The following is a 13,214-nucleotide window of genomic DNA, read 5'->3' as shown; positions in this document are numbered from 1 at the left end:
AAAGCCGCTATCCGGCAATCTGAACAGGTAGTGCTTATCCAGCCTACGTTCTGTCTTACTTCTTGGTTAACAGTACGCCGCACTCCATATGGTGCGTATACGGGAACTGATCGAATAGCGCCAGACGTGAAACATTGTGCGTCTGGCTTAACGTTTCCAGGTTTTTACACAGCGTCTCCGGATTGCAGGAGATGTACAGAATGCGCGGATACGCCTGCACCATTTTCTCCGTTTCGCTGTCCAGACCGCTGCGCGGTGGGTCAACGAAGATAGTTTCACACTGGTAACTCTTTAGATCGATTCCCTGCAAACGGTTGAACTCGCGAACGCCGTTCATCGCCTGAGTAAACTCTTCGGCCGCCATGCGGATTATTTGTACGTTTTCAATCTGGTTAGCCGCAATGTTGTACTGTGCAGCAGCAACGGATGGCTTGGCGATTTCCGTCGCCAGTACGCGGTTGAAGTTTTGTGCCAGGGCTAACGAGAAATTGCCATTGCCGCAATACAGCTCCAGCAGGTCGCCTTTTGAGCCCCTGGTGACATCAATCGCCCACTCCAACATCTGAATATTCATGGCGGCGTTCGGCTGGGTGAAGCTGTTCTCAACCTGGCGATAGATAATCTCTTTACCCGCAACCGGCAAGCGTTCGTCAATGTAGTCCTGATCCAGCTCGATTTTGGTTTTGGTTGCCCGGCCAATCAGATGCACATTCAGGTTTTTCGCCCGTAGCGCATCCCGCAGCGTTTCAGCTTCCTGACGCCATTCATCATCCAGCTTTTTATGGTACAGCATCGATACCACCGCCTGACCGCTCAGAGTTGTGAGGTAATCAATCTGAAACAGTTTGTGACGCAGGACGTGGTTGCTGCGAACGCCTTCGATCATTGCCGTCATCAGCGTGTTGATAAGCTCACTGGCTGCCGGGAAGCTGTCGACACGGATACGGTTTTTGGTCTGGCTGTCGAACATGATGTGGTACAGATCATCACCGTCATGCCACAAACGGAATTCCGCGCGCATACGGTAGTGGCTGACCGGTGAGCGAAACACTTCCGGAGCCTGTGCATAAAATGGCGTCATTAAGCTCTGCAGACGCACCATTTTTTCAGCTAACTGTGCGTCGTACTGTTCTGTCGGAAGGTGTTCGGGGGTCATGATGCGTCCTGAAAAATAAAAGTACGCGGGGATTGTAGGGATTGCTCATCAGATGTCCAGTCATTGATGATTTCCGATATTGTGATACGCAGTCTGGACAGTGGGTTGTAACAAACTGTAGCATCCGTTTTCCGGTCCTGTGAGTTAAAAGGGAATCCAGTGTGAATCTGGAGCTGACGCGCAGCGGTAAGGAAGGTAGGGGATGAGCGCACCTGGTGCAGACACTGCGGCATGCCGTGGGAAGTCATCGTCTCTTTAAGTTGCCTCCAAGCCCGAAGACCTGCCGGCTAACGTCGCATCTGGCTTTCATCATCGCGTACTATCGGTGGGACCTGCGGCATCCTTCTTATATTGTGGATGCTTTACAATGATTAAAAAATCGTTGCTGTGCACGGCACTTTCCGTCACGGCATTTTCTGGTTGGGCACAGGATACTAGCCCAGATACTCTCGTCGTTACTGCCAACCGTTTTCAGCAGCCTGTTAATACTGTCCTTGCCCCCACTGATGTGGTGACGCGTGAAGATATTCAGCGCTGGCAGTCAAAAGATCTCAATGATGTCATGCGCCGATTGCCGGGCGTAGATATTTCGCAAAGCGGCGGTATGGGGAAAAGCTCCTCGCTGTATGTTCGCGGTACTGAGTCCCGGCATGTGCTGGTATTGATTGATGGAGTGCCGATGGCGCGTGCGGGCATCGGTAATGCGATTGATATTGGTCAGATTCCGGTATCGTTGGTGCAACGTGTTGAATATATTCGCGGGCCGCGTTCAGCTGTGTACGGATCTGGTGCGATCGGTGGTGTGATGAACATCATTACGATGAGTAATGAAGAGAAATCACAGATCAACGCAGGTATGGGGACTGATGGTTATCAGACCTACGACGGCACGATAAATAAACGATTTGGTGACACGATGGTGACGGCGGCTGGCGCTTACCAGACGACCAAAGGTTTTAACATTCAACCTGATTCCCCTTACAGCGGTGACAGCGATCGCGATGGTTATCGCAACAAACTGTTCTGGGGCGGCTTGCAGCACAAATTTAACGATAACTTCTCCGGTTTCTTCCGTGGTTACGGCTACACGGCGAATAGCGATTACGATCAGGGCTCTTATGGCTATGCTGGCGGTAATGATGAAGCTCAGAATTACACTCAGTCCTGGGATTCCGGCCTTCGTTACAGCTCAGGTATCTATTCCGCCCAACTGATTGCTAACTACCAGCATCTCAAAGATTACAACTATAGCAATCAACTCGGTCGTTATGCGGGGGATGCTACGCTGGATAATATGGAACAGCGCTATATTCAGTGGGGAAATAACGTTGAGGTTGGGCATGGAGCGATTAGCGGTGGTGTCGACTGGAAACAAGAAAAGCTGACTTCCAGTAGTACCACGAAATCGGACGCTTATAAACGTGATACGACCGGACTTTATCTAACTGGGCAACAACAAATTGATAGCGTCACGCTGGAAGCCTCAGGCCGTGAAGATCATGATGAACAATTCGGCTGGCATGGCACCTGGCAGACTGCTGCAGGCTGGGAGTTTGTTGATGGCTACCGTGCAACGCTCTCTTATGGCACAGGTTTCCTGGCTCCTTCACTTGGTCAGCAATACGGGGCTACGCGTTTTGCCTCTTCCTATGGGCCGGGTATTGCAGCCAACCCGAATTTGAAACCGGAAGAATCTAAACAGTGGGAAGCAGGGATTGATGGATTGACAGGGCCGCTTGATTGGCGTCTTTCGGCATATCATTATGAAATTCAAAACCTGATCGATTACAAGAATAACCAGTACGTCAACGTTAAATCAGCCACGATTAAAGGGCTGGAATGGACTGGGAATGTTACGACTGGCCCGGTAGATCATCACCTGACGCTACAGTATGTTGACCCGCGGGATGATGATACGAATAAGGTACTCTATCGCCGAGCAAAACAGCAGGTTAAGTATGAGTTAACTGGGCAGGTTCAGGACTTGGGGTGGAACGTTGCTTATCAATATATAGGTGAACGTTACGATAATGATTATGACAATAATCGTGATGTTAAATTGGGCGGCGTCAGCTTGTGGGATATCGGAGTGTCATATCCAATCACCTCACAGCTGACAGTTCGTGGTAAAATCGCCAACCTGTTCGATAAAGATTACGAGACAGTTTATGGCTACGCAACTGCAGGACGGGAATACACCTTGTCTGGCAGCTACACCTTCTGATCCCCGTCCCACCGTGCTGGTGTTTGATTCCGGCGTCGGTGGGTTGTCGGTCTATGACGAGATCCGGCGTCTTCTGCCGGATCTCCACTATATCTACGCTTTCGACAACGTCGCTTTTCCTTATGGAGAGAAGAGCGAGGAGTTTATCGTCGAGCGTGTTGTTGAGATTGTGACTGCGGTCCAGCAGCGCTATCCCCTCTCTCTTGCGGTCATCGCGTGTAATACAGCAAGCACGGTGTCGCTCCCTGCGTTACGTGAGAAATTTGCATTCCCGGTTGTGGGCGTGGTGCCTGCGATTAAACCGGCAGCGCGACTCACGGCGAACGGTGTTGTGGGGCTACTGGCTACACGTGCAACGGTGAAGCGGTCGTATACCCATGAGCTGATTGCGCGATTCGCTAACGAATGCCAAATTGCAATGTTGGGTTCTGCTGAGCTGGTGGAACTTGCGGAAGCGAAGCTGCACGGTGAAACAGTTTCTCTGGAAGAGCTGCGGCGTATTCTGCGTCCGTGGCTGCGGATGTCTGAACCACCTGACACAGTAGTGCTCGGTTGCACTCATTTCCCTCTATTACAGGAAGAACTTTTACAGGTCCTTCCCGAGGGGACGAGACTGGTGGATTCTGGTGCCGCGATAGCGCGCCGCACGGCCTGGTTGTTAGAGCATGAAGCACCAGATGCGAAATCAACCGATGAGAACGTTGCATTTTGTATGGCAATGACGACAGAAGCTGAACAATTATTGCCTGTGCTACAGCGCTATGGCTTTAAAACGCTCGAAAAACTGTCAGTTTAAGTGGTTTTGATGAAAAAATACGCACTCGGAAGATTATTTTAAATTTCCCCTTGTCAGCCTGAAATAACTCCCTATAATGCGCCTCCACTGACACGGAACAACGGATTACAAGCCGCCGGGTCAGCGGGGTTCTCCTGAGAATCTCGTAGAGAAAAGCAAAAATAAATGCTTGACTCTGAATGAGGAAAACGTAATATACGGGACCTCGCGACAGAGCGCTAAAGCGCGTCGCAACTGCTCTTTAACAATTTATCAGACAATCTGTGTGGGCACTCGAAGATACAGATTCTTAACGTCGCAAGACGAAAAATGAATACCAAGTCTCAACGAGTGAACACGTAATTCATTACGAAGTTTAATTCATTGAGCATCAAACTTTTAAATTGAAGAGTTTGATCATGGCTCAGATTGAACGCTGGCGGCAGGCCTAACACATGCAAGTCGAACGGTAGCACAGAGGAGCTTGCTCCTTGGGTGACGAGTGGCGGACGGGTGAGTAATGTCTGGGAAACTGCCCGATGGAGGGGGATAACTACTGGAAACGGTAGCTAATACCGCATAACGTCGCAAGACCAAAGAGGGGGACCTTCGGGCCTCTTGCCATCGGATGTGCCCAGATGGGATTAGCTAGTAGGTGGGGTAACGGCTCACCTAGGCGACGATCCCTAGCTGGTCTGAGAGGATGACCAGCCACACTGGAACTGAGACACGGTCCAGACTCCTACGGGAGGCAGCAGTGGGGAATATTGCACAATGGGCGCAAGCCTGATGCAGCCATGCCGCGTGTATGAAGAAGGCCTTCGGGTTGTAAAGTACTTTCAGCGAGGAGGAAGGCGTTGTGGTTAATAACCGCAGCGATTGACGTTACTCGCAGAAGAAGCACCGGCTAACTCCGTGCCAGCAGCCGCGGTAATACGGAGGGTGCAAGCGTTAATCGGAATTACTGGGCGTAAAGCGCACGCAGGCGGTCTGTCAAGTCGGATGTGAAATCCCCGGGCTCAACCTGGGAACTGCATCCGAAACTGGCAGGCTAGAGTCTTGTAGAGGGGGGTAGAATTCCAGGTGTAGCGGTGAAATGCGTAGAGATCTGGAGGAATACCGGTGGCGAAGGCGGCCCCCTGGACAAAGACTGACGCTCAGGTGCGAAAGCGTGGGGAGCAAACAGGATTAGATACCCTGGTAGTCCACGCCGTAAACGATGTCGACTTGGAGGTTGTGCCCTTGAGGCGTGGCTTCCGGAGCTAACGCGTTAAGTCGACCGCCTGGGGAGTACGGCCGCAAGGTTAAAACTCAAATGAATTGACGGGGGCCCGCACAAGCGGTGGAGCATGTGGTTTAATTCGATGCAACGCGAAGAACCTTACCTACTCTTGACATCCAGAGAACTTAGCAGAGATGCTTTGGTGCCTTCGGGAACTCTGAGACAGGTGCTGCATGGCTGTCGTCAGCTCGTGTTGTGAAATGTTGGGTTAAGTCCCGCAACGAGCGCAACCCTTATCCTTTGTTGCCAGCGGTTAGGCCGGGAACTCAAAGGAGACTGCCAGTGATAAACTGGAGGAAGGTGGGGATGACGTCAAGTCATCATGGCCCTTACGAGTAGGGCTACACACGTGCTACAATGGCATATACAAAGAGAAGCGACCTCGCGAGAGCAAGCGGACCTCATAAAGTATGTCGTAGTCCGGATTGGAGTCTGCAACTCGACTCCATGAAGTCGGAATCGCTAGTAATCGTGGATCAGAATGCCACGGTGAATACGTTCCCGGGCCTTGTACACACCGCCCGTCACACCATGGGAGTGGGTTGCAAAAGAAGTAGGTAGCTTAACCTTCGGGAGGGCGCTTACCACTTTGTGATTCATGACTGGGGTGAAGTCGTAACAAGGTAACCGTAGGGGAACCTGCGGTTGGATCACCTCCTTACCTTAAAGAACCTGCCTTTGTAGTGCTCACACAGATTGTCTGATGAAAATTAGCAGTAAGAAAATCTCTGCAGGCTTGTAGCTCAGGTGGTTAGAGCGCACCCCTGATAAGGGTGAGGTCGGTGGTTCAAGTCCACTCAGGCCTACCAAATTCGCCTCCGTGCTGTGTTACGGCGATGCTCGCATACTTCAGTATGCTTCGCACCACCGCGCCTTGCCCGGAAACGAATTAGGGTACAGAGATTAGCATTTACGATGGGGTTATAGCTCAGCTGGGAGAGCGCCTGCCTTGCACGCAGGAGGTCTGCGGTTCGATCCCGCATAGCTCCACCATCCTTACTGCAAAAACACAAGAAAACTTCAGAGTGTACCTGAAAAGGTTCACTGCGAAGTTTTGCTCTTTAAAAATCTGGATCAAGCTGAAAATTGAAACGACACACTGTTTCATTTCTCCGTAATAAGAAATGAAAAGCGGTGTGTTCGAGTCTCTCAAATTTTTGCAAGTCGATGGTGAATCGAAAGAAACATCTTCGGGTTGTGAGGTTAAGCGACTAAGCGTACACGGTGGATGCCCTGGCAGTCAGAGGCGATGAAGGACGTGCTAATCTGCGATAAGCGTCGGTAAGGTGATATGAACCGTTATAACCGGCGATTTCCGAATGGGGAAACCCAGTGTGATTCGTCACACTATCATTACGTGAATACATAGCGTAATGAAGCGAACCGGGGGAACTGAAACATCTAAGTACCCCGAGGAAAAGAAATCAACCGAGATTCCCCCAGTAGCGGCGAGCGAACGGGGAGCAGCCCAGAGTCTGAATCAGCATGTGTGTTAGTGGAAGCGTCTGGAAAGTCGCACGATACAGGGTGAAAGTCCCGTACACAAAAGTGCATGTGTTGTGAACTCGAAGAGTAGGGCGGGACACGTGGTATCCTGTCTGAATATGGGGGGACCATCCTCCAAGGCTAAATACTCCTGACTGACCGATAGTGAACCAGTACCGTGAGGGAAAGGCGAAAAGAACCCCGGCGAGGGGAGTGAAAAAGAACCTGAAACCGTGTACGTACAAGCAGTGGGAGCACCCTTTGAGGTGTGACTGCGTACCTTTTGTATAATGGGTCAGCGACTTATATTCTGTAGCAAGGTTAACCGAATAGGGGAGCCGAAGGGAAACCGAGTCTTAACTGGGCGTTAAGTTGCAGGGTATAGACCCGAAACCCGGTGATCTAGCCATGGGCAGGTTGAAGGTTGGGTAACACTAACTGGAGGACCGAACCGACTAATGTTGAAAAATTAGCGGATGACTTGTGGCTGGGGGTGAAAGGCCAATCAAACCGGGAGATAGCTGGTTCTCCCCGAAAGCTATTTAGGTAGCGCCTCGTGAATTCATCTTCGGGGGTAGAGCACTGTTTCGGCTAGGGGGTCATCCCGACTTACCAACCCGATGCAAACTGCGAATACCGAAGAATGTTATCACGGGAGACACACGGCGGGTGCTAACGTCCGTCGTGAAGAGGGAAACAACCCAGACCGCCAGCTAAGGTCCCAAAGTCATGGTTAAGTGGGAAACGATGTGGGAAGGCACAGACAGCCAGGATGTTGGCTTAGAAGCAGCCATCATTTAAAGAAAGCGTAATAGCTCACTGGTCGAGTCGGCCTGCGCGGAAGATGTAACGGGGCTAAACCATGCACCGAAGCTGCGGCAGCGACACTATGTGTTGTTGGGTAGGGGAGCGTTCTGTAAGCCGTTGAAGGTGTACTGTGAGGTATGCTGGAGGTATCAGAAGTGCGAATGCTGACATAAGTAACGATAATGCGGGTGAAAAACCCGCACGCCGGAAGACCAAGGGTTCCTGTCCAACGTTAATCGGGGCAGGGTGAGTCGACCCCTAAGGCGAGGCCGAAAGGCGTAGTCGATGGGAAACAGGTTAATATTCCTGTACTTGGTGTTACTGCGAAGGGGGGACGGAGAAGGCTATGTTAGCCGGGCGACGGTTGTCCCGGTTTAAGCATGTAGGCGGAGGTTCCAGGTAAATCCGGTACCTTTTAACGCTGAGGTGTGATGACGAGGCACTACGGTGCTGAAGTAACAAATGCCCTGCTTCCAGGAAAAGCCTCTAAGCATCAGGTAACACGAAATCGTACCCCAAACCGACACAGGTGGTCAGGTAGAGAATACCAAGGCGCTTGAGAGAACTCGGGTGAAGGAACTAGGCAAAATGGTGCCGTAACTTCGGGAGAAGGCACGCTGATATGTAGGTGAAGTGGTTTACCCATGGAGCTGAAATCAGTCGAAGATACCAGCTGGCTGCAACTGTTTATTAAAAACACAGCACTGTGCAAACACGAAAGTGGACGTATACGGTGTGACGCCTGCCCGGTGCCGGAAGGTTAATTGATGGGGTTATCCGTAAGGAGAAGCTCTTGATCGAAGCCCCGGTAAACGGCGGCCGTAACTATAACGGTCCTAAGGTAGCGAAATTCCTTGTCGGGTAAGTTCCGACCTGCACGAATGGCGTAATGATGGCCAGGCTGTCTCCACCCGAGACTCAGTGAAATTGAACTCGCTGTGAAGATGCAGTGTACCCGCGGCAAGACGGAAAGACCCCGTGAACCTTTACTATAGCTTGACACTGAACACTGGTCCTTGATGTGTAGGATAGGTGGGAGGCTTTGAAGTGTGGACGCCAGTCTGCATGGAGCCATCCTTGAAATACCACCCTTTAATGGCTGGTGTTCTAACGTAGACCCGTAATCCGGGTTGCGGACAGTGTCTGGTGGGTAGTTTGACTGGGGCGGTCTCCTCCTAAAGAGTAACGGAGGAGCACGAAGGTTAGCTAATCCTGGTCGGACATCAGGAGGTTAGTGCAAAGGCATAAGCTAGCTTGACTGCGAGAGTGACGGCTCGAGCAGGTGCGAAAGCAGGTCTTAGTGATCCGGTGGTTCTGAATGGAAGGGCCATCGCTCAACGGATAAAAGGTACTCCGGGGATAACAGGCTGATACCGCCCAAGAGTTCATATCGACGGCGGTGTTTGGCACCTCGATGTCGGCTCATCACATCCTGGGGCTGAAGTAGGTCCCAAGGGTATGGCTGTTCGCCATTTAAAGTGGTACGCGAGCTGGGTTTAGAACGTCGTGAGACAGTTCGGTCCCTATCTGCCGTGGGCGCTGGAGAATTGAGGGGGGCTGCTCCTAGTACGAGAGGACCGGAGTGGACGCATCACTGGTGTTCGGGTTGTCATGCCAATGGCATTGCCCGGTAGCTAAATGCGGAAGAGATAAGTGCTGAAAGCATCTAAGCACGAAACTTGCCCCGAGATGAGTTCTCCCTGACCCTTTAAGGGTCCTGAAGGAACGTTAAAGACGATGACGTTGATAGGTCGGGTGTGTAAGTGTAGCGATACATTGAGCTAACCGATACTAATGAACCGTGAGGCTTAACCTTACAACGCCGAAGATGTTTTGGCGAAGAGACAGATTTTCAGCCTGATACAGATAACATCGACATGCAAAAGCGTGTTGATAAACAGAATTTGCCTGGCGGCTGTAGCGCGGTGGTCCCACCTGACCCCATGCCGAACTCAGAAGTGAAACGCCGTAGCGCCGATGGTAGTGTGGGGTCTCCCCATGCGAGAGTAGGGAACTGCCAGGCATCAAATAAAAGCGAAAGGCTCAGTCGAAAGACTGGGCCTTTTGTTTTATCTGTTGTCTGTCGGTGAGCGCTCTCCTGAGGAGGACAAATCCGCCGGGAGCGGATTTGAACGTTGCGCAGCAACGGCCCGGAGGGTGGCGGGCAGGACGCCCGCCATAAACTGCCAGGCATTAATTAAAGTGAAGAAGCCCATCCTGACGGATGGGCTTTTTTGCGTCTGTGCGGGGCAAAAACCGCCGGATGCGGCGTGCCGCCTTATCCGGCCTACAGAGGCAGGGCTGAATGTATTTTGTAGGCCTGATAAGCGCAGCGCATCAGGCACATCACAACACCGCACCATCGGGTGCAAAGCAATATCCAAAACCTCCATAACACAAGCCATCCTGAGGTATATGCGGTAAACTAGGCGCGATTTTGCATCAGGAAAGCGTCTATGAATCACTCCCTTAAAGCCTGGAACACCTTCGGTATCGATCAGCAAACGAATGAACTTGTCTGCGCCGAAAATGAACAACAATTACTGAATGCCTGGCAATCAGCCAATGCATCGCATCATCCAGTACTGATCCTGGGCGAAGGGAGTAACGTCCTGTTTCTTGATACTTTCCAGGGTACGGTGATCGTCAACCGTATTAAGGGTATTGAGATTACAGAACAACCTGATGCGTGGCATTTGCACGTAGGTGCGGGTGAAAACTGGCATCATCTGGTCCAGCATACGTTGCAGCTTGGTATGCCTGGGCTGGAAAATCTGGCGCTTATCCCTGGCTGCGTGGGTTCATCGCCAATCCAGAATATTGGTGCCTATGGCGTAGAGCTACAGCGCGTCTGCGAATACGTAGACTGCGTTGAGCTGTCGACTGGCAAACATCTGCGCGTTGGTGCAGCAGAATGTCGTTTTGGTTATCGTGACAGCATCTTCAAACATGAATACCAGGATCGCTTCGCAATTATTGCTGTTGGTTTACGCTTGTCTAAACAGTGGCATCCGGTACTGACCTATGGCGATCTGACGCGCCTGGATCCTACAACGGTGACGCCTCAGCAGGTTTTTGATTCTGTCTGCCATATGCGCACGACAAAACTGCCCGATCCGAAAGTAAACGGTAATGCAGGAAGCTTCTTTAAAAACCCGGTTGTCAGCGCAGAGATTGCGCAGGAGCTCCTGGCAAAATTCCCAACAGCACCTCATTACCCGCAGGCTGATGGTTCTGTGAAACTGGCAGCCGGCTGGCTTATCGACCAGTGTCAGCTAAAAGGTAAGCGCATTGGTGGCGCAGCGGTACATCAACAGCAGGCACTGGTGCTGATCAATGCAGACAATGCGACGAGTCAGGATGTGGTGCAACTTGCACATCATGTACGTCAAAAAGTCGGTGAGAAATTTAATGTCTGGCTCGAACCAGAGGTCCGGTTTATTGGCCCGCAGGGTGAAATGAATGCTGTGGAGATCATTGCATGAAGGATAATACCGTCCCTCTGACGCTTATTTCATTACTCGCTGATGGCGAATTTCATTCCGGTGAGCAGCTCGGTGAAAAGTTGGGAATGAGCCGTGCTGCAATCAATAAGCATGTCCAGACGTTACGCGACTGGGGGGTTGATGTCTTTACTGTTCCAGGTAAAGGATACAGCTTACCGGAGCCTATCCAACTATTAGATGCCTCACTTATTCATTCTCAACTGGATGGTGGAAATATCACAGTCCTGCCGGTTATCGACTCAACCAATCAGTACCTGATGGACCGAATAGGTCAACTGGAGTCAGGGGATGCCTGTGTCGCTGAATATCAGCAAGCCGGGCGCGGCCGCCGTGGTCGCAAATGGTTTTCACCGTTTGGTGCCAACCTGTACCTTTCAATGTTCTGGCGGCTGGAACAAGGACCGGCTGCCGCGATTGGCCTGAGTCTGGTTATTGGTATCGTCATGGCTGAGGTTTTACGCGATCTGGGCGCAGAGAAGGTACGTGTAAAATGGCCCAACGACCTCTATTTGCTCGACCGTAAGCTGGCAGGGATCCTGGTTGAACTGACCGGTAAGACAGGGGATGCCGCGCAGATTGTTATCGGTGCGGGTATTAATATGTCCATGCGCCGGGTTGAAGAAAATGTGGTGAATCAAGGCTGGATTAACTTGCAGGAAGCGGGCATTAACATTGATCGCAATACCCTTGCCGCCCGACTGATACGTGAGTTGCGTGCTGCGTTAGTGCTCTTTGAGCACGAAGGTTTAGCGCCGTATCTGTCTCGCTGGAAGAGACTGGATAACTTTATCGACCGCCCGGTCAAACTTATTATTGGCGATAAAGAAATATTTGGCATCTCTCGTGGAATAGACGCGCAAGGTGCATTATTGCTTGAACAAAATGGCGAGATCAAACCCTGGATGGGTGGAGAAATATCGCTAAGAAGCGCTGAGTAATAAGAAGGGGAGGTGTTGCTCCCCTTTTTTATTTATTTTCTCAACCTGACTTGCTCAACGGCATGATTGGCACTTTTCGTCATGATTAAGCTTGCTCGCTCACGCGTTGGTAATATATTTTGTTTTAAATTCAGCCAGTTAATCTCTTTCCATAACGATGTGGCGGTGTTGATAGCCTCATCTTCTGATAATTTTGCATAGTTATGGAAATAAGAGTCCGGGTTGGTAAACGCCCCTTCACGGAATTTCAGGAAACGGTTGATATACCACGTCTGGAGTAATTCTTCTGGCGCATCAACATAAATAGAAAAGTCGACAAAGTCAGAAACAAATACATGATGCGGATCGTGAGGATAGTCCATCCCGCTCTGTAATACATTTAGCCCTTCGAGTATTAATATGTCGGGCTGGGCAACGGTTTTGTCGCCATCAGGGATCACATCATAGATGAGATGGGAATAGACCGGCGCCGTGACGTTAGGTACGCCTGATTTCAGATCGGAAACGAATTTAACCAAGCGATGCATATCATAGGACTGGGGGAAGCCTTTCTTCTTCATCAGTCCACGATCTTTCAATACCTGGTTAGGGTGGAGAAAGCCATCGGTAGTAATCAACTCAACCTTGCGATGCTCGGGCCAGCGACTGAGCAAAGCCTGCAAAACACGCGCAGTCGTACTTTTACCGACGGCGACGCTGCCAGCAATGCTAATAATATAAGGAATACGCTCGCCATTCGTGCCTAAAAATTGCTCCAGCACGGCCTGACGTCGCAGGTTCGAACTGATGTAAAAGTTTAGCAAACGCGAGAGAGGCAAATAAATCTCGGCAACTTCTTCCAGCGATAAGTCTTCGTTAATGCCTTTAAGACGAGCAATCTCTTCCTCGGTCAGGGTCATCGGCACGGAATCACGAAGCGCAGCCCACTGGTTGCGATCAAACTGTAGGTAAGGCGACGTTAACGCTTGCTCTTTTATACTCATACGCATGGTCTGGCTGTCATTGCTATATCAGGTCTGCGGTAAAAAACGAAATCATCCC

General features: G+C 50.9%; 6 protein-coding genes, 2 tRNA genes, 3 rRNA genes and 1 riboswitch. Of the genes, 9 read left to right on the top strand and 2 right to left on the bottom strand.

Annotated features, from left to right (window positions below):
- Positions 1-55: 55 nt before the first annotated feature.
- Complete coding sequence (gene trmA / locus C2U43_RS24510; RefSeq protein WP_103285913.1) at positions 56-1,156, bottom strand: tRNA (uridine(54)-C5)-methyltransferase TrmA; 1,101 nt, start codon at positions 1,154-1,156, stop codon at positions 56-58.
- Positions 1,157-1,271: 115 nt separating this feature from the next.
- A riboswitch (cobalamin riboswitch) is annotated at positions 1,272-1,458 on the top strand.
- A gap of 65 nt (positions 1,459-1,523) precedes the next feature.
- Between trmA and btuB the strand changes: the two genes are divergently transcribed.
- From btuB to birA, 9 genes are all read left to right on the top strand, one after another.
- Positions 1,524-3,380, top strand: a complete 1,857-nt coding sequence (gene btuB, locus C2U43_RS24505) for a TonB-dependent vitamin B12 receptor BtuB (protein WP_032945649.1) — start codon at positions 1,524-1,526, stop codon at positions 3,378-3,380.
- Positions 3,325-4,176, top strand: coding sequence for a glutamate racemase (gene murI / locus C2U43_RS24500; protein WP_003847829.1), 852 nt, complete (start codon positions 3,325-3,327; stop codon positions 4,174-4,176). Before btuB ends, murI begins: the two co-directional genes overlap by 56 nt.
- A gap of 380 nt (positions 4,177-4,556) precedes the next feature.
- A 16S ribosomal RNA gene (locus C2U43_RS24495) occupies positions 4,557-6,098 on the top strand.
- A 71-nt stretch (positions 6,099-6,169) separates the two neighbouring features.
- Positions 6,170-6,246, top strand: a tRNA-Ile gene (locus tag C2U43_RS24490).
- 108 nt (positions 6,247-6,354) lie between these two features.
- A tRNA-Ala gene (locus tag C2U43_RS24485) sits at positions 6,355-6,430 on the top strand.
- 208 nt (positions 6,431-6,638) lie between these two features.
- Positions 6,639-9,545, top strand: a 23S ribosomal RNA gene (locus C2U43_RS24480).
- Positions 9,546-9,636: 91 nt separating this feature from the next.
- A 5S ribosomal RNA gene (gene rrf, locus C2U43_RS24475) occupies positions 9,637-9,752 on the top strand.
- Together the 16S, 23S and 5S rRNA genes with 2 tRNA genes alongside form the textbook arrangement of a ribosomal RNA operon.
- Positions 9,753-10,185: 433 nt before the next feature.
- Positions 10,186-11,214, top strand: coding sequence for a UDP-N-acetylmuramate dehydrogenase (gene murB, locus C2U43_RS24470; RefSeq protein ID WP_071446737.1), 1,029 nt, complete (start codon positions 10,186-10,188; stop codon positions 11,212-11,214).
- Positions 11,211-12,173 (top strand): bifunctional biotin--[acetyl-CoA-carboxylase] ligase/biotin operon repressor BirA, encoded by a 963-nt coding sequence (gene birA, locus C2U43_RS24465; RefSeq protein ID WP_003826969.1) that lies wholly within the window; start codon positions 11,211-11,213, stop codon positions 12,171-12,173. The genes murB and birA overlap by 4 nt, the downstream gene beginning before the upstream one ends.
- A 32-nt stretch (positions 12,174-12,205) precedes the next feature.
- Here birA and coaA read toward each other — a convergent pair whose 3' ends face one another.
- Complete coding sequence (coaA, locus tag C2U43_RS24460) at positions 12,206-13,156, bottom strand: type I pantothenate kinase (protein WP_003031107.1); 951 nt, start codon at positions 13,154-13,156, stop codon at positions 12,206-12,208.
- Positions 13,157-13,214 lie beyond the last annotated feature (58 nt).

It is taken from the genome of Citrobacter freundii complex sp. CFNIH9 (assembly GCF_002903305.1).
Taxonomy (GTDB): domain Bacteria; phylum Pseudomonadota; class Gammaproteobacteria; order Enterobacterales; family Enterobacteriaceae; genus Citrobacter; species Citrobacter portucalensis.
This window is presented reverse-complemented; position numbering and strand designations above follow the sequence as displayed.